The sequence below is a fragment of the Ralstonia sp. RL genome, assembly GCF_001683835.1.
Lineage (GTDB): Bacteria > Pseudomonadota > Gammaproteobacteria > Burkholderiales > Burkholderiaceae > Ralstonia > Ralstonia mannitolilytica.
The window spans coordinates 1-25,300 of sequence record NZ_LWRX01000016.1 but is presented as its reverse complement, the minus strand read 5'-3'; the positions used below and the strand labels follow the sequence as shown (position 1 = coordinate 25,300).

Annotated in this window: 25 protein-coding genes; 11 read left to right on the top strand and 14 right to left on the bottom strand. The window is 68.0% G+C overall.

What is annotated here, in order from left to right:
• Positions 1-132: 132 nt before the first annotated feature.
• The 3 genes from A6M56_RS02350 to A6M56_RS02340 are packed head-to-tail and all read left to right on the top strand — an operon-like array spanning position 133 to position 2,512.
• Positions 133-1,308 (top strand): alpha-D-ribose 1-methylphosphonate 5-triphosphate diphosphatase, encoded by a 1,176-nt coding sequence (locus A6M56_RS02350; RefSeq protein ID WP_102080774.1) that lies wholly within the window; start codon positions 133-135, stop codon positions 1,306-1,308.
• A 5-nt stretch (positions 1,309-1,313) separates the two neighbouring features.
• The gene (locus A6M56_RS02345; RefSeq protein ID WP_045786074.1) at positions 1,314-2,081 is read left to right on the top strand and encodes a DUF1045 domain-containing protein; all 768 of its coding nucleotides are present in this window, start codon (positions 1,314-1,316) and stop codon (positions 2,079-2,081) included.
• Positions 2,078-2,512 (top strand): MgtC/SapB family protein, encoded by a 435-nt coding sequence (locus A6M56_RS02340; protein ID WP_045786073.1) that lies wholly within the window; start codon positions 2,078-2,080, stop codon positions 2,510-2,512. The genes A6M56_RS02345 and A6M56_RS02340 overlap by 4 nt, the downstream gene beginning before the upstream one ends.
• On the opposite strand, the gene A6M56_RS02335 is transcribed toward A6M56_RS02340, so the two are convergent.
• From A6M56_RS02335 to A6M56_RS02325, 3 genes are all read right to left on the bottom strand, one after another.
• Entirely contained in the window at positions 2,509-3,315 is an 807-nt protein-coding gene (locus A6M56_RS02335; protein WP_045786072.1) for a hypothetical protein, read from the bottom strand. The genes A6M56_RS02340 and A6M56_RS02335 overlap by 4 nt on opposite strands.
• Before the next feature lie 19 nt (positions 3,316-3,334).
• On the bottom strand, positions 3,335-3,694 hold the full coding sequence (locus A6M56_RS02330; protein ID WP_045786071.1) for a hypothetical protein: 360 nt from the start codon (positions 3,692-3,694) through the stop codon (positions 3,335-3,337).
• Between the two features lie 195 nt (positions 3,695-3,889).
• Complete coding sequence (locus A6M56_RS02325) at positions 3,890-5,074, bottom strand: MFS transporter (RefSeq protein ID WP_102080773.1); 1,185 nt, start codon at positions 5,072-5,074, stop codon at positions 3,890-3,892.
• A 183-nt stretch (positions 5,075-5,257) separates the two neighbouring features.
• Here A6M56_RS02325 and ku point away from each other — a divergent pair, with 183 nt between their 5' ends.
• The 4 genes from ku (at position 5,258) to mobB (ending at position 11,032) form a co-directional block, all read left to right on the top strand.
• Complete coding sequence (ku, locus tag A6M56_RS02320; RefSeq protein ID WP_102080772.1) at positions 5,258-6,166, top strand: non-homologous end joining protein Ku; 909 nt, start codon at positions 5,258-5,260, stop codon at positions 6,164-6,166.
• An 18-nt stretch (positions 6,167-6,184) separates the two neighbouring features.
• Positions 6,185-8,806 carry a DNA ligase D gene (gene ligD, locus A6M56_RS02315; RefSeq protein ID WP_286757715.1) on the top strand — a complete coding sequence of 874 codons (2,622 nt, stop codon included), beginning with the start codon at positions 6,185-6,187 and terminating at the stop codon, positions 8,804-8,806.
• A gap of 154 nt (positions 8,807-8,960) precedes the next feature.
• A complete protein-coding gene (dacB, locus tag A6M56_RS02310; RefSeq protein WP_286757713.1) occupies positions 8,961-10,520 on the top strand; it encodes a D-alanyl-D-alanine carboxypeptidase/D-alanyl-D-alanine endopeptidase in 1,560 nt (519 codons plus the stop codon).
• Positions 10,517-11,032, top strand: coding sequence for a molybdopterin-guanine dinucleotide biosynthesis protein B (gene mobB / locus A6M56_RS02305; protein ID WP_045786066.1), 516 nt, complete (start codon positions 10,517-10,519; stop codon positions 11,030-11,032). Before dacB ends, mobB begins: the two co-directional genes overlap by 4 nt.
• Before the next feature lie 73 nt (positions 11,033-11,105).
• Here the strand turns inward: mobB and A6M56_RS02300 are convergent, their stop codons facing one another.
• The 11 genes from A6M56_RS02300 to A6M56_RS02250 form a co-directional block, all read right to left on the bottom strand.
• Positions 11,106-12,137, bottom strand: coding sequence for an SGNH/GDSL hydrolase family protein (locus tag A6M56_RS02300; protein WP_045786065.1), 1,032 nt, complete (start codon positions 12,135-12,137; stop codon positions 11,106-11,108).
• 140 nt (positions 12,138-12,277) lie between these two features.
• Positions 12,278-13,288 carry an L-threonylcarbamoyladenylate synthase gene (locus A6M56_RS02295; RefSeq protein WP_102080770.1) on the bottom strand — a complete coding sequence of 337 codons (1,011 nt, stop codon included), beginning with the start codon at positions 13,286-13,288 and terminating at the stop codon, positions 12,278-12,280.
• Between the two features lie 14 nt (positions 13,289-13,302).
• A complete protein-coding gene (locus A6M56_RS02290) occupies positions 13,303-14,538 on the bottom strand; it encodes a 5-(carboxyamino)imidazole ribonucleotide synthase (RefSeq protein WP_045786063.1) in 1,236 nt (411 codons plus the stop codon).
• A gap of 19 nt (positions 14,539-14,557) precedes the next feature.
• Complete coding sequence (purE, locus tag A6M56_RS02285) at positions 14,558-15,067, bottom strand: 5-(carboxyamino)imidazole ribonucleotide mutase (protein ID WP_045787789.1); 510 nt, start codon at positions 15,065-15,067, stop codon at positions 14,558-14,560.
• A 16-nt stretch (positions 15,068-15,083) separates the two neighbouring features.
• A complete protein-coding gene (locus A6M56_RS02280; RefSeq protein WP_257984091.1) occupies positions 15,084-16,019 on the bottom strand; it encodes a phosphoribosylaminoimidazolesuccinocarboxamide synthase in 936 nt (311 codons plus the stop codon).
• A gap of 113 nt (positions 16,020-16,132) precedes the next feature.
• Entirely contained in the window at positions 16,133-17,197 is a 1,065-nt protein-coding gene (gene fba / locus A6M56_RS02275) for a class II fructose-bisphosphate aldolase (RefSeq protein WP_045786061.1), read from the bottom strand.
• 81 nt (positions 17,198-17,278) lie between these two features.
• Complete coding sequence (gene pyk, locus A6M56_RS02270) at positions 17,279-18,718, bottom strand: pyruvate kinase (RefSeq protein WP_045786060.1); 1,440 nt, start codon at positions 18,716-18,718, stop codon at positions 17,279-17,281.
• Positions 18,719-18,766: 48 nt separating this feature from the next.
• Positions 18,767-19,978 carry a phosphoglycerate kinase gene (locus A6M56_RS02265; protein WP_062739019.1) on the bottom strand — a complete coding sequence of 404 codons (1,212 nt, stop codon included), beginning with the start codon at positions 19,976-19,978 and terminating at the stop codon, positions 18,767-18,769.
• 130 nt (positions 19,979-20,108) lie between these two features.
• Positions 20,109-21,005, bottom strand: coding sequence for an EamA family transporter RarD (gene rarD, locus A6M56_RS02260; protein WP_102080768.1), 897 nt, complete (start codon positions 21,003-21,005; stop codon positions 20,109-20,111).
• 60 nt (positions 21,006-21,065) lie between these two features.
• A complete protein-coding gene (locus A6M56_RS02255) occupies positions 21,066-21,389 on the bottom strand; it encodes an AzlD domain-containing protein (RefSeq protein ID WP_045786057.1) in 324 nt (107 codons plus the stop codon).
• Entirely contained in the window at positions 21,386-22,180 is a 795-nt protein-coding gene (locus tag A6M56_RS02250) for an AzlC family ABC transporter permease (protein WP_286757710.1), read from the bottom strand. The genes A6M56_RS02255 and A6M56_RS02250 overlap by 4 nt, the downstream gene beginning before the upstream one ends.
• Before the next feature lie 322 nt (positions 22,181-22,502).
• Between A6M56_RS02250 and A6M56_RS02245 the strand changes: the two genes are divergently transcribed.
• From A6M56_RS02245 to A6M56_RS02230, 4 genes are all read left to right on the top strand, one after another.
• Positions 22,503-22,700 (top strand): zinc-finger domain-containing protein, encoded by a 198-nt coding sequence (locus tag A6M56_RS02245; protein ID WP_045786055.1) that lies wholly within the window; start codon positions 22,503-22,505, stop codon positions 22,698-22,700.
• A 61-nt stretch (positions 22,701-22,761) separates the two neighbouring features.
• Positions 22,762-23,787, top strand: a complete 1,026-nt coding sequence (gene waaF / locus A6M56_RS02240; protein ID WP_102080766.1) for a lipopolysaccharide heptosyltransferase II — start codon at positions 22,762-22,764, stop codon at positions 23,785-23,787.
• 47 nt (positions 23,788-23,834) lie between these two features.
• Positions 23,835-24,275, top strand: coding sequence for a YybH family protein (locus A6M56_RS02235; RefSeq protein ID WP_045787788.1), 441 nt, complete (start codon positions 23,835-23,837; stop codon positions 24,273-24,275).
• A gap of 36 nt (positions 24,276-24,311) precedes the next feature.
• The coding region (locus A6M56_RS02230; RefSeq protein WP_286757709.1) for a YheT family hydrolase at positions 24,312-25,300 on the top strand (989 nt) is incomplete at its 3' end.

Here is a 25,300-nt window from a genome sequence, read left to right as displayed (position 1 = left end):
AAAGTTAAGGCGTTCGGATGGGGCTCCCCACTACAGAGTGGGACAAACGACCGAGGCGCCGACAGCCGGCACGCCGGTTGCGGCACAATGCCGGCACCACACCGAACAAGTGCGCACACCGAAGTGGGCCCTATGCAATCGTTTTCGTCCTCTGTCGGCCACGTGGCCGGCCTCGTTTCGCGCCGCACCCTCCTCGCCGACGGCCTGGCGGACGCGGCCGTGCAATTCCGCGACGGGCGGATCGTCGCATGTGACGCCCAGCCGACGCGCGGCATGATCGACTGCGGCGACCTGCTGGTGCTGCCCGGCATCGTCGACGTGCATGGGGACGCCTTCGAACGCGCCGTCATGCCGCGCCCCGGCGTGGCCTTCCCGTACGAAACGGCCCTGGCCGACGTCGACGGCCAACTACTGGCCAACGGCATCACCACCGAGTTCCACGGCGTCACGTATTCGTGGGAAGGCGGCTTGCGCGGCCGCAGCTATGCGCTGCGCATGCTCGATACGCTCGACGCCATGCGCCCGCACCTCGGCGCGCAGCACCTGATGCACCTGCGCTTCGAGCTGCACCATGCCGACGGCGTGGCCGACGCACTGGTCTGGATGGAGGCCGGGCGCGTGCATTTCCTGTCGTTCAACGACCACCTGCCCGTCATGCGCAACAAGCTGGGCGACGCGCGCAAGCTCGGGCAGTACGCCGACCGCGCCGAATGCGACGTCGACACGTTCCTTGTCCGGTTCCATGCAGCGGCGGCCAACGCCGGCAAGGTGGACACGGTGACCGCCACGCTGGCCCGGGCCGCCCGCGAGCGCGGCATCCGCATGGCCTCGCATGACGAGCCCGACGTGGCCACGCGCGACGCGTTCCACGCGCACGGATGCACCGTCACCGAATTTCCGCTGACCGAGGCCGTCGCCCGCGCCGCGCGCGCACACGGGGGCCACATCGTGTTCGGGGCGCCCAACGTGGTGCGCGGCGGCAGCCACAACGGCGCGCCGGATGCCACGGCCATGGTGGCTGCGGGGCTGGGCACCGTGCTGGCCTCGGATTACTACTACCCAGCGCTCCTGGCCGCGCCCTTCAAGCTGGCAGAGCGTGGCGTGGCAAGCCTGCCGCAGGCGTGGAAGCTCGTGGCCGCGCATCCCGCCGAAGCGGCAGGGCTGGCCGACCGCGGGACGCTCGCCACAGGCATGCGCGCCGATGCCATCGTCGTGGACGACCGCCGCCCCGGCCTGCCGCGCGTGGTGGCCGCCGTGGTGGGCGGCCGTCTGCGCCACGCCGCGGGGCATCTGCCGCTGATCGGCTGAACGCGATGCAAGCGCTGCCGCCCCTGCCCACGGCCTGGCGCTACGCACTCTATCTGCTGCCGCCCGAACCCTGGTACACGCTCGGCACCCGGTGGCTTGGCCGCTGCGCGCGCAGCAATACCGTCATCGAAGCACACCTGCGCGAGCCCTTGGCCCGCGACGCCGGCATCGACCTCGCCACGCTCGACCGCTGGACAGACGCGCCGCGCCAGTACGGCCTGCACGCGACGTTCAAGCCGCCCTTCCGCCTCGCCGCCGAGCACACCGTGGATGAGCTCGACGCGGCGCTGCGCCGGTTTGCCGCGCAGCAGCAGCCCTTCACGATTGCACCCACGCTGCACACGTTGCGCGGCTTCCTGGCGTGGCGCCTGCGCCATGGCGATCCGGCCCGTGACGCCCTGCATGCCCTCGCAGACGCCTGCGTGCGAGAGTTCGACGCGTTCCGGGCCCCACCCCCGCCCGCAGAACTGGCACGCCGCCGCCGTGTGGGCCTGTCGGCGGCGCAGGAACGCCACCTGCAGCGCTGGGGGTATCCGTACGTCTTCGATACGTTCACGTTCCACATCACGCTGACCGGCCAGCTGGGCCACGCCGAACAGCTTGCGTGCTATCGCGCCCTGGAAGCCACGCCGGTGGTGCTGCCGGCGGCCATGCCGGTCGACCACATCGCCGTGTTCACGCAGCCCGAGGCGGGCGCGCCTTTTACCGTGGCGCGCGTTTATCGGTTCGATGGCAGCGTCGAGTCGTTCGGGCCTGAGCAGGAAGCGGCATGACGCTCCACGACATGGCGCTCCGCATGGCCGCCGCACTGCTGGTGGGTGCGCTGCTGGGGGCCAACCGTAGCCTGCATGGCAAGTCGGCGGGCGTGCGCACGCTTGGGCTGGTGTCATTGGGCGCGGCCCTGGCGGTGGCGTTTTCCGCCAACGGGTTCGGCCCGGACGGCGTGACGCGCACCGTCCAGGGCGTGATGGCCGGCGTGGGCTTCCTGGGCGCCGGCGTCATCATCCACCACCCGCACAACGAACGCGTGCAAGGGCTGACCACCGCTGCCTCCATCTGGCTTGCCGCCATGCTGGGCGCGGCATGCGGCGGCGGGCAATACGCGCTGGTGGCAATCAGCTTCGTGCTGGCGCTGGCGCTGCTGGTGCTCGGCGGGCCCATCGAGCGCCGGATCCAGCGGCCACCGCGCGGCGGCCCGCGCTAGCGCTGGAGATCGACCACATCGATGGTCTGCGTCTGGCCGTGCTGCTCGACCTCCTGCCGCATCACCACGCCGGCTTCGGGGCAGTACCAGTCGGTGAGATGCGCGACGGTCGGTTCCGGCTCGATGGTTTCGTTGCCGAGCCGCAGCACGCCCAGCCTGGCGGTGCGGGTGTAGCGGATCGGCCGGCATTGCAGGATGCCGACCACCGTGTTCATCGGCTGCGCCGGCCCGACCTGGCGCTCCGACACTTCCACCCTGGCGTGCGCGGCGCGCATGCGGCCCACGGAAATGCCCAGCCGCGGCGATACCACGTCGAAATCGAAGCTCGACTCGTACGTATCGCCGGGCAGCATCTCGGCCTCGGGTGCAAGCCCGGCGCCGTAGAGGAACATGCCCGAGATGGCGGTGCTCACCGTGCCCACGAGGTCGGCGTGCTCGCTTTGCGCAAAGACGTGCCCGTTGATGCTGACCACGCGGGTGACGACGCCCGCTTCGTCCACGAGCAGTTGGTGATCCTGTACCGTCTCGACCGGCCGCCCGCCAAGCGCCACGAGCCCCGACTTGGCATAGATGTGCAGGCCGATCTCGCAGCCATCCTGGATGTCGTGGTTGACGTCGTGCAGCGTGAACTCGACGATCATCGGCGTCTTGCCGTTGCCGTCCAGGCGCAGCCGGGTGCCATCGTGCACCCACGGCGCCGTGCACAGACCGGCGGCCTGCACGGGCAGCGCGACACACGCGAGGACCGCCGCCGCCCACAAAGAAAAACGCCGATGCATCGGGTGATGCATCAGCGTCTTCATGCACGTCGAGGACACCGGCTTACTTCTTCGCGCCGTCGGTGTACGGGTCGGTGGCCTTGGCACCCTGGCTGTACGGGTCGAACTTGTCGCCCGCCTTGGCACCCTGGGTGTACGTATCGTACTTGCCCTTTTCAACGTTGGCCGGCTGTGCGCCCGGGTTCAGCGCGCTGGCCGTGCTGTCGTTCTTGTTAGCGCCCTGGCTGTATGGGTCGAACTTGTCGCCCGCCTTGGCGCCTTGGGTGTAGGGATCGAACTTGTCGCCAGCCTTGGCGCCCTGGGTGTAGGGGTCGAACTTCTTGTCGGTCTGCGCGTGGGCCATGCTTCCGATGGCTGCCACGACAGCAGCCGCTGCCACGAGGGTGAGACGTTTGTACGGCATCTGAAGCTCCTTTCCTATGGGTCGTTTGGGCTGATCACGTGGTGCAGCCTCGTTTTGAACGTACCCCGATGCCACCTCACGGCCAGACCATGGCGGCGGCGCCGGGAAACCCCCTCTCCTCGTCGTAAGCTATGGCAAGCGCCCAGGAAAGTCAACGAACAGGAATCGCCTGTTTCTTGGGCCGATGCACACCGTTTAACGATGTTCCGGCCGGCGGATCGCATGGGGGCCGGCCGCGGCAATCAGCGCCATGGTCAGCGCCACGACCGACAGGCCCCAGCGCAGGTCCAAGCGGTGCGCGATCAACCCGATGATGACCGGGCCGACCAGCAGGCCGACATAGGCAAAACGCGCCACGGCGGCAATGCCCTCGGCCGCCGGCACACCCGGCAGGCGCGATGCGGTGATGAAGAAGATCGGCACCATGTTGGCCGCACCCACGCCCATCAGCCCGAACCCCGCCAGCACTGCCGCCGGCGCCGGCCACAGCAGCGCCAGCAGGATACCCGCCGTGGCCAGCACACCGCTGGCACGGAGCACGCGCATGTTGCCCCAGTGGCCGCGGGCGACATCCCCGCCGAACCGTGCAAGCGCCATGCCGCCCGAGAACGCTGCATAACCCGCGCTGGCAATGGCCTCGGGGGATTGCGCAATCTCGCGCATGTACACGGTCGTCCAGTCGTACATGGCGCCTTCGCCCACCAGCCCGAAGAAGGCCAGCAGGCCGAGCACGAACAGCGTGCGCCCCGTGGTGGGATGGGCCGGCTCGCCTTCGGCATGCACGTGATCGGGCAGCATGAACGGCCCCGCGCACAGCGCCGTGGCCATGGTGACGAGCGCCATGCCGCCGCAATGCACCGCCGGCGGCACACCAAGCTCGAGCAGCACGCCGCCTGCCGCCGCACCCGCCATGCCGCCCAGGCTGAACATGCCGTGCAGAGACGAAATGATCGGCTTATGGTGGTTGGCCTCGACCGTAGCCGCCTGCGCGTTCATGGCCACGTCGAAACCCGCGTTGGTGATGCCGAACAGCAGCAGCACAGCCAGCAGCGTCGGGTAGGTCGGCATCAGCATGATGAGCGCCGTCATGACACCGAAGGCCACGCCCGCCTGCACGCTGGCGCGGCGCGTGCCGATGCGCGCGGCCCAACTGCCCGCGAACTTCATCGCCACGATGGCGCCTGCCGCCACCATGAACATCGCCAGCGACAGCGACGCCTCGGACAACCCGAAGCGCGCCTTGACCGTGGGAATGTGGATCCCCCACGTCGCAAACGTTGCACCGTTGACGAAAAAGAGAGCCATCGTCGCCGCGCGGGCCGACAGGGGGAGCCGGCGTGGCGAGACGACGCCGGCGCGTTGCACAAGTTCGGAAGACATGGAAGCGGCTGGAAGACATACGCGCGGCGCCAACCCGTTGCGCCGCCAAGCCGTCATGCTACCGCGCGCCGCCCAAGAGCGTATGACGGCCGGCCGGGCGGCGCCCGCGTCACGAAGGTGACCGATGCGCGGGTATGCCGCTTGCGTCACCGCCCGTGCCCCCCCGCATCCTGGAGACCCGCCATGCCTCGCGTGATCTGGAAAGGCGCCGTGAGCTTCGGCCTCGTCCACATTCCCGTCGCGCTGTATCCGGCCACCCGCAGCGACGATCTCGACTTCGACTGGCTCGACCGCCGCACCATGGACCGCGTCGGCTACAAGCGCATCAACAAGGCCACCGGCAAGGAAGTGCCGCGCGAGCAGATCGTGCGCGGCTTCGCCTACGAGAAGGATCGCTACGTCCTCCTCACCGACGACGACATCCGCGCCGCCAACCCGGTGTCCACGCAAACCGTCGACCTGCTGGCCTTTGTGGACGCGACCGAGATCCCGTTCCTCTATCTCGACACGCCATACTTCCTGGCGCCCGACCGGCGCGGCGAAAAGGTGTACGCGCTGCTGCGCGAGGCCATGGTGCGTTCGCAGAAGGTCGGGGTGGCCAACGTCGTGCTGCACACCAAGCAGCACCTGGCCGCGCTGATCCCGCTCGGGCCTGTGCTCGTGCTGCACACGCTGCGCTGGTCCACCGAGGTGCGCGACTGGTCGGAACTCGACCTGCCGGCCGAAGGCGCCAAGGCCGCCAAGCTCACGGCCAAGGAGATCGAGATGGCCGAAAAGCTCATCGAAGACATGAGCGACACCTGGGATCCGACGCAGTACCACGACACGTTCCGCGACGACATCCTCGCGCTGGTCGACCGCAAGGTGCGCGAGGGCCGCACCGAATCGGTCGAGCCGATGGAGGCCGAGCACGCACCGGCTGCCACCAACGTGATCGACCTGACCGACCTGCTGCGCCAGAGCCTCGCGCGGCGCGGCAAGGGCAAGGCCGCTTCCGAAGCCGAGGAAGACGAGGCGCCGCCGCGCAAGCGTGCGCCGCGCAAGGCCGCCGCCAAGACGGCACGCAAGACCGCCGCGCGCAAGCGCGCATGAACGACCGGAGCCGACGCCATGCCACGCCATCTCGCCGACTACCGCCGCAAACGCGATTTCACCCTCACGCAGGAGCCCTCCGGCGCGCGCCGCAAGGCCGACGAACAACGCAGACGCGGCGACGACGGCGCGCTGCACTTCGTCATCCAGAAGCACGACGCGCGGCGGCTGCATTACGACTTCCGCCTCGAACTCGACGGCACGCTCAAGAGCTGGGCCGTACCGAAGGGCCCGAGCCTCGACCCGCACGACAAGCGCCTCGCGGTGCATGTCGAAGACCATCCGCTCGACTACGCCGACTTTGAAGGGCACATCCCCGAAGGCCAGTACGGCGGCGGCGACGTGATCGTGTGGGACCGCGGCACGTGGCGCCCGCACGGCGATCCGCGCAAGGCCTATCGCGAGGGCAAGCTCAAGTTCGAACTGGACGGTGAAAAGCTGCACGGCGCGTGGGCGCTGGTGCGCACGCATCTGCGCGCCACCGGCCGGCAGCCGAAGGAGCAGTGGCTGCTGATCAAGGAACATGACGACCACGTGCGCGCCGCGGCCGACTACGACATCACGCGCGCGTTGCCCGGCAGCGTCATCAGCGGCAGGCATGTCGGCGAAGAGGCGCCGCAGGCGCGTGCCGCCAGGACGCCCGCCACCGGAGCCCCTGCCGATACCGCGGTGCGGCCGCCCGCCGGCGCCGTGCCGGCCGCGCTGCCGAAGACGCTGGAGCCGCAGCTGGCCACGCTGGTCGATGCGCCGCCCGCGCACGGCGAATGGGACTACGAGGTCAAGTTCGACGGCTACCGCATCCTCGCGCGCATCGACGGCGAGAGCATCCGCCTGTTCAGCCGCAACGGACGCGACTGGACGGCTAAGCTGCCGCGCCAGGTGCGCACTCTGCCCGCGCTGGGCCTGCGCGAGGCATGGCTCGATGGCGAGGTCGTGGTGATGGGCGAGCGCGGCGTGCCCGACTTCCAGTCGCTGCAGAACGCGTTCGAAACGTCGCACGCCGAGCACATCGCGTATTACCTCTTCGACCTGCCGTTCTGCAACGGCATGGACCTGCGCAACGTGCCCCTGCGCGAGCGGCGCGCGCTGCTGCAGCGCATCCTGGACGCGGCGCCGGGTGACCTGGACCGCGAGGCCGTGCTGTTCTCCGGCGCCTTCAACGCGCCGCCGGAAGACCTGCTCGCCTCGGCATGCAGCATGTCGCTTGAAGGCGTGATCGGCAAGCGCGCCGATGCGGCGTATCGCTCGGGCCGCAGCCCTGCATGGATCAAGCTCAAGTGCGGGCGGCGGCAGGAGTTCGTGATCGGCGGCTACAGCGCGCCCAAGGGCAGCCGCAGCGGCTTCGGCGCACTGCTGCTCGGCGTGTACGACAACGCGGGCAAGCTCCAGTACGCGGGCCGCGTGGGCAGCGGCTTCAACGAGACGAGCCTGCGCGCGCTCCATCACGAACTCACCAGCCTGGCGACCGACACGCCCCCGTTTGTGAACCCACCCACCGGCTCCGACGCACGCGACGTGCAATGGGTCAGGCCCGAGCGCGTGGCCGAGGTCGCCTTTGCCGAATGGACGCGCGAGGGCATCGTGCGGCAGGCCGTCTTCCAGGGCCTGCGTGACGACAAGCCGCCTCGCAGCATCGTTCGCGAAACCGCCAGAGCGCCCCGTGCAGGCGGCCGCAAGGAGAAACCCGCCGTGAGCACCGCCCAGACGCGCCCCGCCGAACGCAAGATCCGCGCGGGCGCGGAGCGCATCGCGGGCGTCGACGTGACGCACCCGGACCGCGTCATCGAAAAGGCCAGCGGCACCACCAAGGCCGATCTGGCGCGCTACTACGCGAGCGTCGCCGACTGGATGCTGCCGCACTTGCGCAACCGGCCCACGTCGCTCGTGCGCGCGCCCGACGGCATCGAAGGCGAACGCTTCTTCCAGAAGCATTCGGCGGCGCTCAAGCTGCAGGGCATCACGCAGCTCGATGCGTCGCTGGACCCGGGGCACCCCTCGTTGCTGGCGATCAACTGCGCGGAGGCGCTGGTCGGCGCGGTGCAGATGGGCACGGTGGAGCTGCACACCTGGAACGCACTCGCCGATCGCATCGAACAGCCGGACCGCATCGTCTTCGACATCGACCCGGACCCCGCCCTACCGTTTGCACGCGTCATCGAGGCCACGCAGCTGACGCTGGCGATGCTCGACGAACTCGGGCTGAAGGGCTTCCTGAAGACCAGCGGCGGCCATGGCATGCACGTGGTGGTGCCGCTCACGCGCCGGGAGTCGGCCGGCTGGGAAGCGCTGAAAGGCTTTGCGCAGGCCGCGGTCCAGCACATGGCCGCGACCTTTCCGGACCGCTTCGTCGCCAAGATGGGGCCGCGGAACCGCGTGGGGAAGATCTTCATCGATTACCTGCGCAACAACCGTGGGGCGAGCACGGTCGCGGCGTATTCCGTGCGCGCACGCACGGGGCTGCCGGTGTCGGTGCCGATCCGGCATGACGAACTGCAGACGCTGCAGTCTTCTGCGCAGTGGACGCTGCGTACGCTGCCCGACCGCCTGGCCAAGCTCAAGGACGACCCTTGGGCCGATTACGCCGGCACGCGCCAGTCCGTCACGTCGGAGATGCGCAAGCGCATCGGCCTCAAGGCCTGAGCGAGGTGGGCCCACCGTCACAGCTGGGCGGTTGTGCGCGAATTGGCCGGTGAAGGGCCCCGTGCTTGTCGGCCGAAGTGTCGGGCTGCTGCGTTAACATGCCTGCGTCTGCACTTGGCACACGTGTCTTGCGCTCCCCAACCCGCCCCCCCCGATGGCCCGAATTCGTCCGACCCGCTTGCTGTTCCTGTCGCGCCGTGTGCTCGCCTGCGCGATGCTCGTTACCGTGGCCGCCGCGCCGCTGGCCCACGCGAAGAAACCGAAACCGCACGGCGCGCATGCTGCGCCGCGGCCCACCGCGACCCAGGTACGCCAAGCTGCGCACAACCCGGCCGGGCTTCCCGCCAACGTTGCCTTGGCGTTTGCGCGCGCCCACATCCCCCTCGATGCGGTGAGCGTGTTCGTTATCCGCACCGGCAGCGACACACCCATCCTGCAATGGAATGCCGACACCGGCATGAATCCGGCGTCGACCATGAAGCTGCTCACCACCTTTGCGGGGCTGGATCTGCTCGGACCGAACTTCCGCTGGAAGACGTCCGCGTACGCCGACAGCGCCCCCGTCAACGGCACGCTCAATGGCAATCTGTACCTGCGCGGACAGGGCGACCCGAAGCTGATTCCGGAAGAGCTCATCAAGCTGGTGACCGATATACGCCGCGCCGGCGTGGACGAGCTGGCCGGCAACATCGTGCTCGATCGCACGTACTTCGAGAACGGCCTGTCCGAAGCCCCGCCGCTCGACGGCGACAGTGCGCGCGCCTACAACGTCGCGCCCGATGCGCTGCTGTATTCGTTCAAGACGCTGACGTTCACGCTCACGCCGGCGGGCGATGACGGGTCGGGCGCACACACCGTGAACATCGACGTGTCGCCGCCGCTGGCGCAACTGCAGATCGACAACCGGCTGCGCGCCACGCGCGGCGGCTGCGGCGACTGGAAGACCCTGTCCGGCGCCAGCATCAGCACGCAGCCCGATGGCCATGTGCTCGCGAGCTTCGACGGCCGCTATGCCGCCGCGTGCGGGGAGCGCGTCTACAACCTCGCGGCGCTCACGCATGCCGATTTCATCTGGGGCGGTTTCCTGGCGCTGTGGCAGCAGGCCGGCGGCACGACGCGCTTCACCCCCGGCCTGCGCGAAGGCAAGGTACCGCGCCAGGCCGTGCTGCTGGCCACGCACTACGGCCCCACGCTGGCCGAAGTGGTGCACGACATCGACAAGTATTCGAACAACGTGATGGCGCGCCAGCTCTTCCTCACCATCGGCGCGGAGATCGGCCGCAAGCCCGCATCGGTGCGGCAGTCGACCGAAGTCATCCAGCGCTGGCTCGCGCGGCAGAACCTGACGATGCCCGAACTCGTGATCGAGAACGGATCGGGCCTGTCGCGCATCGAGCGCATCAGCGCGCGCAACATGGGCCGCCTGCTGCAACAGGCCGATGCCAATCCGAACGGCGGCATCCTGCGCGATGCCCTGCCGGTGGTGGGCGTCGACGGCACCATGCGCAACCGCCTCGCGCGCGCGGGGGTGGCTGGCAATGCCGAGATCAAGACCGGTACGCTCAATGACGTGCGCGCCATCGCGGGCTACGTGGAAGGCGAAGGCGGCCAGCGCTTCGTGGTGGTCAGCATGATCAACCACCCGAACGCCGGCGCCGGCCAGGCCGCGCACGATGCCCTGCTGCAATGGATCTACCAAGGCGCACAACGATGACGACACACGCGGCACTCCTGGGCATCACCGGCACCTCGGGCAGCGGCAAGACCACCCTGGTCGAGCAGCTGATCGCGCGCTTCGTGCAGGACGGGCGCCGCGTCGCGGCCATCAAGCACACGCATCACGGCTTCGATCTCGATTCGCCGGGCAAGGACTCGTATCGGATGCGCGATGCCGGCAGCGCCGAAGTGGTGCTCGTGGGCGGCGAGCGCCTCGTGCTGATGCGCGAATACACCCACGCGCACGAGCCGGAGCTGGCGGACGTGCTGGCGCTACTGGCGCCCGAAACCGACCTCGTCATCGTCGAAGGCTACAAGCGCAGCACCTTCCCGAAGATCGAGGTCTTCCGCCCGTCGCTCGGCCGCGCCCCGCTATGGCCCGAGATCGGCGGCGTGGTGGCCGTCGCCACCGACGCGCGCGATGCCGTGCAGCCGCCCGCGGGCGTGGCTGTGCTCGACCTGAACGATGTCGATGCGGTGTACCGCTTCGCCGCCGCGCTGGTGAAGTAGTCCACGCGGTGTTGCGCCCAACAAAAAACGCCCGCGGCAATCGCGGGCGTTTCGTTTGGCATGGGGTGTGCGCTCAGTGCACCAGGTTGTCGGCCAGCAGGCGTTGCAGCACGTTGCTGGCAATCAGGCGATGGCCGCCGGTGGTCGGGTGCACGCCATCGGCAAAGAGGTAGGTCTGGTCCGCCCCCGTCGCCACAAGCGTGCTCGACGAGCAGAACAGCGAGCTGCCTGCCGCGCTCGCCGGCATCTTGTTCGGATCGCACGCCGGCGTGCTTGTGTTGGTGAAGCCGAACATCGCGCCGTTCTGGATCACGGCAGTCAGTTGCGAGTTGAAGTCGATCACGCGTGCCGACGTGCCGGCCAGACCGTTCTGCAGCGTCGTGTTGAACACGCCCACCAGCGTATGCAACAGCGCCTGCGCCGCAGGGCCTTGACCCACACCTTGCGGCGTGAGGCTGCTGTCGGGCAAGTTGAACACGTACAGTTGCGTCGCGTTCTTGCTGATCATGTCTTTGATGTAGCCGACGAGTTCCGTGGCGGCCTGCTGCACCTGCGCCGCGGCAACGGTGGGCGTGACGGTGGTCGGGTTGGCCGCCACGGCGGCGGCCCAGTAGAAGATGTCGTTGTTGCCGCCAAAGACGAACACCACGTCGCTGTTGCCGTTGAAGGTGTTGTTGCTGGCCGCGTAGAAGTTGGCCAGCTGCTGCTTGATCGGGTACGTGAGCGCACCAGCGCCGTTGTTGTGGCCGATGCCGTTCGGGTCCGTCACGCGCGAGCCGCCCTGTGCATAGTCGAAGCAGCCGGGTTTCGGGCAGCTCTGCACCTGGTTGGCGTAGCCCATCACGGCCGGCGTGAGCGCGACGCCCATTTGCGAGGCCACGGTTTCCGCCCAGACCGGGCCAGGGTTGGTGGTGAACTTCCCGCCGCCCACAGCCTGCGCGACTGGCGTGTAGGTGCCGGCGTCGCTCAGGCTGTCGCCGAACACGACCATGCGCTGCACCCTCGCGATGTTGCTGTTGCCACCCTGATCGGATTCGCCGCCGCAAGCCGCCAGGCCCAGCGCGAGTGCCGCCGACGCGACGCCCATCCATTGACGCAACTTCATGTCTGTCTCCCGTGTGGATTTTTTTGGTCTGTGGTGCCGCGGTGCAAACCTGCGCGCGCGCTTGAAGCACGCGGAACGACACACAACGCCCAAGTGTAGCGAGGTTGCCTGGCGGAAGGCGGGACCCCGCCCCGGAAGAATTAGAGGTTGCCTTCGAACGCGGCGGCCGCGCGACGCAGGCGGTCGTTGACGGCCGCCCAGGCGGCGGTATCGGCTAGGGTTTCCACCCAGATGGCGTCGTAGCCGCCACGGTCGAGCTCGCGCAGGAGTGCGTAGAGCGCGTTGGCGTAGGCCGCAGGCGTGGCCGGCGCGGCACGCTGGTCGCAACCCTCGGGCAGCGCCACCGGCGCACCGAGCCAGACGATGCGCTTGCCGGCCGGCAGCGCGGCAAGGCGCGCGGGCACCTCGGCGGCAGAAAAGAGATACAGCGGCGTGCGCGGCGCATAGTGCGCCTTCAGCGTGCCCGACGCGCGCGGCGCGGCAGCATCCGGCAGCGCGGGCACCTCGCCCGTGACACGTTCGATGTCTTCCGGTGTGATGGCACCCGGGCGCAGCAACACGGGGCCAATGCCCTGGTCCAGCCGCGAGAGGTCGATGATGGTCGACTCGATCCCGACGTCGACGCCGTCGCCTTCGAGCACGAACACCGCATCGCCGAATTCATCGCGCACATGCTGTGCGGTGGTGGGGCTCACCTGGCCGAACTTGTTGGCCGACGGCGCGGCAATGCCGCCGCGTCCGCGTTTGAAGCGCGAGAGCAGCGCCTGCGCCACCGGATGCGAAGGACAACGCAGCCCGATGCTGTCCTGCCCCCCTGCCACGGCGGCCGGGATGTGCGGCGCGCGCTTGAGAATCAGCGTGAGCGGCCCGGGCCAGAACGCTTCGATCAACTGCAGCGCAATGCCGGGCACTTCGTCCGCCCAGTACGAGATGTCTGCGCCGTCCACCACGTGAACGATCACCGGGTGGTTGGAGGGCCGCCCCTTGGCGGCGTAGATCTTCGCGATCGCCTGCGGGTTTTCCGCATCGGCGCCGAGGCCGTAGACGGTCTCGGTCGGGAAAGCAACCAGTTCGCCGGCCTCCAGCCTGCGCGCGGCCTCGTCGAGGCGTTCGCGCGGGGGCATGACGATGGGCGCGGTCGGCCTGTGCATGGCGATGCTCCTGCTCACTCCGCCCGCAGGCCCAGCACATGCGCGGCGTGGCGGAACGCCTCGTCCACCACCTCGGGCGACGTGCCGACGCAGTTCACGTGGCCCATCTTGCGGCCGGGGCGCGCATCGGCCTTGCCGTACAGATGCACCTTCGTGCCGCTGTGGCGCATGACTTCGTGCCAGGCCGGCGTGCGCTCCAGACCGTATTCGAACCACACGTCGCCCAGCACGTTCAGCATGCGGCCTGGCGAATGCTGGCGCGTGCTGCCCAGCGGCAGCCGTGCCATGGCGCGCACCTGCTGCTCGAACTGGCTCGTCTCGCACACGTCCATGGTGATGTGGCCCGAGTTGTGCGGTCGCGGCGCCATTTCATTGGCGACCAGCGAGCCGTCCTGCAGCACGAAGAACTCCACGCACAGCACCCCGACGTAGCCCATCTCTTCGGCGATCATGGCGGCAGCCGCACGGGTGCGCGTGGCAATGTCGTCGGAGACGCTGCGCGACGGCATGATGGTCGAGAACAGAATGCCGTCACGGTGTTCGTTCTCGGCCAGCGGCCACGTGGCGGTGGTGCCGTCGGCGGCGCGGGCAGCCAGCACCGACACCTCGTACGCCAGCGGCAGCCTCTTCTCGAGCACGCACGGCACGTGCTGCATGGCACCCCACGCTGCGCGCAGCTCTTCGACGGTGGAGACACGTGCCTGGCCCTTGCCGTCATAGCCCATGCGGGCGATCTTCAGGATGCCGGGCAGCAGATCAGCGGGCAGCTGGTCGATATCGGCATCGTGCTGGATCACCCAGCTCGGTGCCGGCTGGATGCCCGTGCGCGCGGCGCACAGCGCGAAGAATTTCTTCTCGGCGATGCGGTTCTGCGCGATCGACACGCAGTTGGCGCGCGGAGCAACGAAGGCGCCCAGCTGCTCCAGGCGGTCCAGGGCCTGTGCCGGCACATTCTCGAATTCGGTCGTGACGGCCGGGCACAGCGCGGCCATTTCGGCCAGCGCCGCCTCGTCGGTGTAGCCGGCGCACAGGTGGCGCTCGGCAATGGTGCCGGCGGGGCTGTTCGGGTCCGGGTCGAGCACGCAGACCTTGTAGCCCATCGCCTGTGCGGCATGCGTGAACATGCGGCCGAGCTGGCCGCCGCCTAGCATGCCCAGCCAGGCATCGGGCAGGATCGCGTTGGGAACGTTCAGCGCGCGGGATTCCGGCGTGTGGGCTTGCGCCAGGCGCGGGTTCAGGTCGTCGGCCATGAATCGGGTCGTGGTTGGCTTAAGCACCGTGCACCGGCAGCGTCATGCCGCGCGCCACTTCGGTCTGCTGCGCGCGGAAGGCTTCGAGCTTGTCGGCCAGCGCCGGGTCGGTGGTGGCAATGGTCGCGATGGCGGCAAGCGCTGCGTTGGCCGCGCCCGCTTCGCCAATGGCGAACGTCGACACCGGGATGCCCTTGGGCATCTGCACGATGGAGAGCAGCGAATCTTCGCCGCGCAAATACTTGGACGGCACCGGCACGCCGAACACCGGCACGATGGTTTTGGCGGCGATCATGCCGGGCAGGTGCGCCGCCCCGCCGGCACCGGCAATGATGGCGCGCAACCCCCGGTCGCGTGCGGCTTCGGCGTAGCGGAACATCTCGTCCGGCATGCGGTGCGCCGAGACGACCTGCGCCTCGAACGGAATGCCGAACTGGGTGAGCATGTCGACGGCGTGGCGCATCACGTCCCAGTCGGAACTGGAGCCCATCACCACGCCAACGAGCGGAGCAGATTGCTGTGCGGTCATCGTCATGGCTCCAGGATCAGCGCAGCGACTGCCCGGTCAGGCGGGTCAGCGCTTCGCGGTATTTGTCAGCGGTTTTTTCGATCACGTCGGCAGGCAGCTGCGGCGCCGGCGCGGTCTTCGGCCACGGCTTGCCGTCAATGCGCACGGCTTCGAGCCAGTCGCGCACGAACTGCTTGTCGAACGACGGCGGGTTGGTGCCCACCTGGTACGAATCGGCCGGCCAGAAGCGCGACGAATCGGCGGTGAGCGCCTCGTCCATCAGCGTGAGCGTGCCGTTCTCGTCGAGGCCGAACTCGAACTTCGTGTCGGCGATGATGATGCCGCGCGTGGCGGCAAAGTCGGCCGCCTCCTTGTACAGGCGGATGCTCACGTCGCGGATCTGCGCGGCCAGTTCCTTGCCGATGCGGCGCTCGACTTCGTCGAAGGCGATGTTCTCGTCGTGCTCGCCCACGGCGGCCTTGGCGGCGGGGGTGAAGATGGGCTCGGGCAGCTTCTGCGCATTCTGCAGGCCGGCCGGCAGCTGGACGCCGCAGACGGCGCCCGTGGCCTGGTAGTCCTTCCAGCCGCTGCCCGCCAGGTAGCCGCGCACCACGGCTTCCACCAGGATCGGCTTCAGGCGCTTGACCACGATGGCGCGGCCGCGCACCTGGTCGACTTCATTCGGGGCGACCACGGTTTCCGGCGCAATGCCCGTTTCGTGCGTCGGCACGATGTGGCGCAGCCTGTTGAACCAGAAATCCGACATCTGCGCAAGCACGCGGCCCTTGTCCGGAATCGGCTGGCCGAGAATCACATCAAACGCCGACAGACGGTCGGTAGTGATCATCAGCAGCTTGTCGCCGCCGACGGCGTAGTTCTCGCGCACCTTGCCGCGGCCGAGCAACGGCAGGCTGGTGATCGACGATTCGTAAAGGGCGGAGGCGGCTGTGGGGTTGTCAGATGCGGCGGACACGGCGGAACCCAGTGGAAGGTCAAAAAACGTGGAAGGCCGACATTATACGTGTGGGCCCCATGCAAAACGGCTGGCGCACTGCCAGCCGTTTCACTTTGACGCGGCGCGCGTGCTTATTGCACCACTTGCGCCAGTTCGCCGTTCTGGTACTTCTGCGCCATCACGGACAGGCTGACCGGCTTGATCTTGCCGGCCTGGCCTTCGCAGCCGAACTGGATGTAGCGCGCCTTGCAGACCTGCTTGGCGGCTTCGCGCGCGGGCTTGAGCCATTCGCGGGCGTCGAACTTGTCCGGGTTTTCGGCCAGGAACTTGCGCACCGCGCCCGTCATGGCCAGGCGGATGTCGGTGTCGATGTTGATCTTGCGCACGCCGTACTTGATGGCTTCCTGGATCTCTTCGACCGGCACGCCGTACGTTTCCTTCATCTTGCCACCGTACTGGTTGATGATGGCCAGCAGCTCCTGCGGCACGCTCGACGAGCCGTGCATCACGAGGTGGGTGTTCGGGATGCGCGCGTGGATTTCCTTCACGCGGCTGATCGCCAGGATGTCGCCCGTGGGCTTGCGCGAGAACTTGTACGCGCCGTGGCTGGTGCCGATGGCGATGGCCAGCGCGTCGAGCTGCGTCGCCTTGACGAACTGCGCCGCTTCTTCCGGATCGGTCAGCAGCGCCGAATGGTCGAGCTTGCCTTCCGCGCCGATGCCGTCTTCCTCGCCGGCCATGCCGGTTTCCAGAGAGCCCAGGCAGCCGAGTTCGCCTTCCACGGTCACGCCGACCTTGTGCGCCATCTCGACGACCTTGCGCGTCACCTCGACGTTGTAGTTGAAATCGGCCGGGGTCTTGCCGTCTTCGCGCAGCGAGCCGTCCATCATGACCGAGCCAAAGCCCAGGTCGATGGCGCCCTGGCAGATCGCGGGGCTCTGGCCGTGGTCCTGGTGCATGACCAGCGGGATTTCCGGGTAAGCCTCGACAGCCGCCTGGATCAGGTGCTTGATGAACGATTCGCCGGCGTATTTGCGGGCGCCCGCGCTGGCCTGCAGGATCACCGGCGCGCCGGTTTCCTTGGCCGCTTCCATCACGGCCTGGACCTGTTCCAGGTTGTTCACGTTGAACGCCGGCAGGCCGTAGCCGTTTTCAGCGGCGTGGTCGAGCAGTTGGCGCATCGAGACGAGTGGCATGGTTTTCTCCTATGGGTCGATCTGTATTCGGTCTCAGGAACGCATCTTGTTTGCGTAGCAAGCAGCGTTCCGTGGTGTGCGTCAGTGCATGCCGACGCGGACAATCTTGAGCGTGTTCGTGCCCCCCGCCTGCCCCATCGGCTCGCCGACGGTCAGGACGATGAAGTCGCCGCGCTGCACGACGCCACGCGCGACCAGCAGTTCTTCGGCCTGGTGCAGCGCTTCGTCGCGGTCCATGCTGCTGGCCAGCGGCAGCGACTGCACGTTGCGGTACAGGGCCATCTTGCGCTGCGATGCCACGTTTGGCGTCATCGCATAAATGGGAATGTTGATGCCGTGACGGCTCATCCAGAGCGCCGTGGCGCCGGAATCGGTCAGCGCCGCAATCGCCTTGACCTGCAGGTGGTGCGCCGTGAACAGCGCGCCCATGGCGATCGACTGGTCGATGCGGGTGAAGGTCTGGTCGAGGAAGTCGGCGTCCAGATGCACCGGCTGCGACTTTTCCGCTTCCACGCAGATGGCAGCCATGGCCTCGATCGTCTCGACCGGATAGCGGCCGGCAGCGGTTTCGGCCGACAGCATCACGGCATCCGTGCCGTCGAGCACCGCGTTGGCAACGTCGGACACCTCGGCGCGCGTTGGCACCGGGTTGACGATCATCGATTCCATCATCTGCGTGGCGGTGATCGTCAGCTTGTTGGCTTCGCGCGCCAGCTTGATCATGCGCTTCTGCAGCGCCGGCACGGCCGCGTTGCCCACCTCCACGGCTAGGTCGCCGCGCGCGACCATGATGCCGTCGGACGCGGCCAGGATCTCCTCGAGCACGCCGGGGCGGATGGCCTCGGCACGCTCGATCTTGGCGATCATGCGGGTCTTGTGGTTGTGCGGCGCGCCGGCCACGGCGGCCAGCTGGCGCGCCATCTCCATGTCGGTGGCGTTCTTCGGGAAGCTGACCGCGACGTAATCGGCGCCCAGCGCCATCGCGGTCTTGATGTCTTCCATGTCCTTGGCCGTCAGCGCCGGCGCCGACAGGCCGCCGCCCTGGCGGTTGATGCCCTTGTTGTTGGAGAGATCGCCGCCCACCTTGACGATGGTTTCGATCTCTTCGCCCACCACGCGCTCGACCTGCAGCACGATCAGGCCGTCGTTGAGCAGCAGCAGGTCGCCGGGGCCGACGTCGCGGGGCAGTTCCTTGTAGTCGAGGCCGACGCGCTCCTGGTTGCCGAGTTCGCAACGCGCATCGAGCGTGAAGCGATCGCCGGGGTTGAGCGTGATCTTGCCGTTCTCGAACTTGCCGACGCGGATCTTCGGGCCCTGCAGGTCGGCCATGATGGCCACTTCGCGGCCCACCGAGCGCGCCGCCTCACGCACCAGCTCGGCGCGTGCCACGTGGTCTTGCGCGGTGCCGTGCGAAAAGTTGAGCCGCACCACGTCCACACCGCCCGCGATCATCCGCGTGAGGATTTCCAGCGTGTTGGATGACGGGCCGAGGGTGGCGACGATCTTGGTGGCGCGGGTCATGGGCGGCGGTGTCTCGTTGGTGGGATGGGCGAAGGAAGCGAGGGGCCCTCAGGCCTGCGCGGTCTGGCTTCGGGCACGCTGCTCCAGGATCTCCACGGCCGGCAGCGTCTTGCCTTCCAGGAACTCCAGGAATGCGCCGCCGCCGGTGGAGATGTAGCCCACCTTATCGGCGATGTTGTACTTGGCGATGGCCGCCAGCGTGTCGCCACCACCCGCGATCGAGAAGCCCGACGAGGCAGCAATGGCCTCGGCCAGCACCTTGGTGCCGTTGCCGAACTGGTCGAACTCGAACACGCCGACCGGACCGTTCCACACGATCGTGCCGGCGGACTTCAGCTGCTCGGCGAGCCGCGCGGCCGTCTTCGGCCCGATGTCGAGGATCATGTCGTCGTCCGCCACATCCTTCACGTCCTTGACGGTGGCGGCTGCCGTGGCACTGAATTCCTTCGCGCAGACCACATCGACCGGGATGGGCACCGACGCGCCGCGTGCGGCCATCAGGTCGATGATGGCCTTGGCATCGCCCACCAGGTCCGGCTCGGCGAGCGACTTGCCGATCTTCAGGCCCGCCGCGAGCATGAACGTGTTGGCGATGCCGCCGCCGACGATCAGGTTGTCCACCTTGTCGGCCAGCGACTTGAGAATCGTGAGCTTGGTCGAGACCTTGGAGCCCGCGACGATGGCCACCAGCGGGCGGGCCGGCTGGCCCAGCGCCTTGCCCAGCGCGTCGAGCTCAGCCGCCAGCAGCGGGCCGGCGCAGGCGATGGGGGCAAACTTGGCAATACCGTGGGTGGTGGCTTCCGCGCGGTGGGCGGTGCCGAATGCATCGTTGACGTAGAGATCGCACAGCTTGGCCATCTTCTGGGCCAGTTCGTCGCTGTTCTTCTTCTCGCCCTTGTTGACGCGGCAGTTTTCCAGCAACACGACCTGGCCGGGCGCGACATCCACGCCGTCGACCCAGTTCTGGACGAGCTTCACGTCACGGCCGAGCAACTCGGACAGGCGCTTGGCGACCGGTGCCAGCGAGTCTTCCGGCTTGAATTCGCCCTCGGTCGGGCGGCCCAGGTGCGAGGTCACCATCACGGCGGCGCCGGCGCCCAGGGCCGCCTGGATGGCCGGCACGGAGGCGCGGATGCGGGTGTCTTCGGTGATGTTGCCGGCATCGTCTTGCGGCACATTCAGGTCGGCGCGGATGAACACGCGCTTGCCGGCAAGCTTGCCTTCGGAGATGAGATCGGACAGACGCAGGACGTGAGGCATGGCAGCTACGGAAGAATCGCGGAAAACGGCGATTTTACCCGATGCGCCTGGTCAAAACGTGCGTTTCGCGGCGGCGTCCTGCCGGCTCCACCGTCCTGCCGAGGCCGATCGGCCGGGAGCCTGCAGGACGCTATGCCGGCAGCGGCGTGCGGCGGCGCAGCCACATCCAGCTTTCGGCGGAATACACGGCCAGGCCGATCCAGATCAGCACGTAGCCCGTCACCTTCGGCCCCGCGAAAGGCTCGTTGTACAGCCACACGCCGAGCAGCAGCTGCAGCGTTGGGCTCACGTATTGGAGCAGGCCCAGCAGCGACAGCGGAATACGCCGCGCGCCGGCGCCAAACAGCAGCAGCGGCAGCGCCGTCAGCGGGCCGGCCAGCGCCAGCAGCAGCTGGACGTGCGGCGATGCGGCCAGAAAGGCGTTCTGGTGCTGTGCCGCCAGCCAGCCGAGGTAGGCCAGCGCCAGCGGAAACAGCAGCAGCGTCTCGAGCGTCAGCCCTTCGAGCGCACCCAGTGGCGAGGTCTTGCGCAACAGGCCATAGAAGCCGAACGAAAAGGCGAGCGCCAGCGCAATCCACGGCAGCGTCCCAGCCTGCCAGGTGAGCCACGCAACGCCGGCCGCGGCCAGCGCCACCGAGATCCACTGCACCGGCCGCAGCCGCTCGCCCAGCACCAGCGCGGCCAGCATCACAACCACCAGCGGGTTGATGAAGTAGCCGAGGCTCCCCTCCAGCACGTGGTCGTGGTTGACCGCCCAGATGTACGTCAGCCAGTTGGCCGCCAGCAATGCCGTGCTGGCGGCATACCGCCCCACCACGCGGGGCTGCGCGCGCAACGCCCACAGCCACGCCCAGTGCCGTTTCACCAGCAGGATCACCACCATCACCGCCAACGACCAGATCACCCGGTGCGACAGGATCTCCACCGGCGACACCGCCTTGAGCAGCTTGAAGTACAGCGGGAACAAGCCCCACATCGTGTAGGCCAGGAAGGCGAAGATCACGCCGTTGCGGGTGGAAGCGGGCACGCTTGTGTCTCCATGAGGGTCGGTTCACGTCGGAATTGACGCGTTGATTGGGCGCAGCTTCTATCCCCAGAGCCGCAGCACGGTAAACACGCCCATGCCGACGAAGATCATGCCCAGCATGCGCCGCGTCGCCACGTAAAACACCGTGGCTGCAATGCCGGCCATCAGGCGCGGGTTGTTCCAGCTCGGATCGAAATGGCCCTGGTTCCACAGCAGGTCGGGCAGCACGATGGCGATGAGCGCGGCCGCCGGCGCAAAGCGCAGCGCGTGCTGCAGGCGCGTGGGCAGCGCCATGCGGTCGCCCACCGCCAGAAAAAGCGAGCGCGTGAAAATGGTCACCACCGTCATGCCCAGAATGACCAGCCAGATCTCCAGCGTGCTCATGCGTCCTCCCGCTCGCCGCTCGCCTGTGCGGCGCGGCGGCGCTGCCATTGCAGGCGTGCCGCGGCTTCGTCGCCCGCCAGACCGGCCGCCATCGCGCCGGTGACGGCAATCACCAGGCTCAATCGATATGGCAGCTTGAAGGCGATCAACGCCAGCACCGCGGCCACGGCCACCGCCATGAGCGTGGCACGGGAACGAATGGTCGACACCATGACAGGAATCAGTGCGAGGGTCCCGGCCAGCGCCAGGCCCCACGCATCCGGAAAGAGGCTCGCCGCGACGATGCCCAGGATGGACGACCCCTGCCACACCACGAAATTCAGCAGGACCATGCCCCAGTAATAGCCTTCCTTACCGGCTTCCCGCGCGGCCGATGGATACCGCTGGGTGAACAGCACGAACGGCAGGTCGCCGTTGAACGACCCGAGCACCACGCGCCGCACAAAGGGCAGATGGCCGAAATGCTGCATCAGCCCCGCGCTGAAGATGATGAAGCGCACGTTGACGATGAACGCCGTGAGCAGCACCGTCCAGATCGGCAGCCCGGCCGCCAGCAACGGCAGTACGGCCAGCTGCGACGAGCCTGCATACACCAGCAGCGACATGCCGATCGCCTGCGGGATGGTCAGCACCGACTTGCTCATCGCCACGCCCGTCACCGCACCCCACGCAAAGACCGGCAGCGTCGAGGGCGCATAGGCCCGCACGCCGGCAATGAAACCGGCGCGCTCGTCGGCGTCGATCGCCAGCCAGCGGCGTTGCAGCGCCGCGCCCCACCGCACTAGCGCCATGATGCCCTCAAAAGCGATGAATGCATCTCTTTTTGCGCGACCGTACTGCGGGCGCAGTCAGCGCCCGAATGCACGGGAAAAGGCGGGAACGTCGGGGGCGACATGGAAGGCTCGGAGGAAACACGCGATTATACTTTTGATGTTAAGCATCTGCTTAACGCCGATGCGCAGACGCCCCCCCGCGCGTGACGATTCAGCCGTGCACCACGCAGTGCAACAATCGGCGTTGGCGGGGCCGCGCCCACCCCTTACAATTTCGCCTTTGTCGGCACTTCAAGCGTGGCTGACTCCCGTCAGACCACGCCGGCACTCCTCACTCACCATGACGACGCAAACCGCTTCCACGATCGAAATCGGCGCAGACGACCTGCCGCTGCACTGCCCGACCGCCAAGACGCCGGCCTGGAACTACCACCCGCGCGTGTTCCTCGACATCGCCGATACGGGCGAAGCCAAATGCCCGTACTGCGGCACCGTCTACAAGCTGGCTCCCGGCGTTGAACTGAAGGGCCACCATTGAGCCGTCTTCCCCTGCAGCACCTCCGGCGCGACGCGCGTCCGGCAAACCGTGTGGCGAACGGATGATGCGCAAGATTCTGGTCATCGCCCCCAACTGGATCGGCGACGCGCTGATGGCGCAGCCGCTGTTTGCGCAGTTGAAGGCGCGGCACCCGCGCGCGCAGATCCACGCCATCGCACCGAAGTGGGTGGCGCCCGTGCTCGCGCGCATGCCGGAAATCGCGCGTGTGCTACCGACCGACCTGGCGCACGGCAAGCTGCAGCTCGGCAGCCGCACGATGTTTGCGCAGCAGCTCAAGAACGAAACGTTCGACGCGGCCTACGTGCTGCCGAACTCGTTCAAGAGCGCCCTGATTCCGTGGCTGGCCGGCATTCCACTGCGCATTGGCTACAAGGGTGAATCGCGGCTGGGCGTGCTCAACGTGCGTTACCCGAATCCGCCCAAGGCCGAGCGCCCGCCCATGGTCCAGCACTACGCGGCGCTGGCCTTCAAGCCTGGCGCCAAGCTGCCCGACACGCTGCCCGATCCGAAGCTGAATGTGGATGTACAGCGCGTGGCGACCACGTCGGCCAAGTTCGGCATTCCCGGCAATGCACGGCTGATCGCCTTCTGCCCCGGCGCGGAATACGGCCCGGCCAAGCGCTGGCCCGCCGAGCACTTTGCTGAACTCGCACAGATGCTGCGCCGCTCGTTCCCGTATGCGCAGATCGTCGCGCTCGGGTCCGGCAAGGATCGCGAAACGGCCGACGCCATCGTCGAGCGCGCCCCGTTCGTGCGCAACCTCTGCGGCGAGACCTCGCTCGACGAGGCCATCGAACTGCTTGCCCGCGCCGAGGCCGCCATCTGCAACGACTCCGGCCTGATGCACGTGACCGCCGCCCTGGGGCGCCCGCAGGTTGCCGTGTTCGGCTCGAGCGACCCGCGCCACACCCCGCCGCTGTCACCGGCTGCGAGTATCATGTGGCTCCATCTGGAGTGCAGCCCGTGCTTTGCGCGTGAATGCCCGCTGGGCCATCTGCGCTGCCTGCGCGACATCGGCCCCGAGATGGTGTTTCATGAACTGCGACGGCTGCTGCAGCCGCTTTGACGCCATTGCATGCGGCCTTTCCGCACGCCTCCTTCCACGCCACCACCATGCCACGATTTGCCCGCCTGTTCGAAGCCGCCGAGGACATCCTCGAAGCCTATCGCGAAGCGCTCAAGCGCCGCGATGCCGATGGCGCGCTCAAGCTGTGGCTGGACGAAGACTCGGTGAGCTTCATCCTGCCCGACGGCCAGCGGCTGCACGGCCATGAGCAACTGCGCGGCTGCCTGGATGCGCTGGTCGAAAAGAACCCGGTGTGGATCGAGTGCCTCAGCCAGCAGGTGCATTCGTCGCTGGGCGTGTCGATCTTCGAGTCGACCGAGGCGCTGCGCTTTTCCGCCACGGCCACCGAAGCCGACCTGTACGTGCATACGACGTACGTGCTGATGCAGAACCACGAAGGCTGGCGCATCGCGCACGTGCATTCCAGCCAGGCCGCTGAAGAGCGCGTGGCGGCGTCCATCTCCAGCGTCACGCACTCCCTGCACTGAGCCGGCCGCGCGCGGTGTGGCAGCCGATTTCTTCCGATGAGTCCCCCGTCTCGCCACGCTGCTCCCCTTGAGCTGGATCTGGGCGCCCTGCTTGCGGGGCCGTTCGAGCCGCACGCGTTCCGCTCGCCGTGGTGGCTGATCGGCGGCAATGCGCAGACGATCGTGCCGGCGCGCCTGTGGCGCTTTCCGCGCATCACGTATCGGCGCGAGCGGTGGGACACGCCGGACCACGACTTCATCGACCTCGACTGGACCACGCACGGCACGGATGCCCATGCGCCGCTGGTCGTCATGTTCCACGGCCTCGAAGGCGACTCGCGCAGCCATTATGCGCGGCTGCTGATGGACGCGCTGCGTGCGCGCCGGTGGCCGGGCGTCATCCCGCATTTCCGCGGGTGCTCGGGCGAGATGAACCTCGCGCCGCGCATGTACCACTGCGGCGATGGCGCGGAGATCGCGTGGATCGTGGAGCGCCTGTATCGGACGGTTTGCCAGCCGCAGGGCCGCAAGCTGCTGGCGGTGGGCATCTCGCTGGGCGGCAATGCGCTGCTGCGCTATCTCGGCGAACACGGTGCCGATGCGCGGTGTGTGAGCGCGGCGGCGACGGTCTCTGCGCCGCTGGACATGCGCGCTGGAGGCGCGGCGCTGTCCAAGGTCTTCAACATGGTCTATACGCGCATGTTCCTGCGTACGCTCAAGGCCAAGGCGAATGCCAAGCTGGAGCAGCACCCGGGCCTGTACGACCGCGCCGCCATGATGGCTACACGCACGCTCGGCGAGTTCGATAACCTCGTCACCGCGCCATTGCACGGCTTCCGTGATGTGCTCGACTACTGGACGCGCGCGTCGTCCAAGCCCGTGCTGCGCGACGTGCGCGTGCCGACGCTGGTGCTGAACGCGCGCAACGACCCGTTCCTGCCCGGTCGCCCCCTGCCCGGCCCGGCGGACGTGTCGCCGGACATCGTGCTGGCCCAGCCACTGCACGGCGGCCATGTCGGCTTCCTGCTGCGCGACGGCCGCGGAGG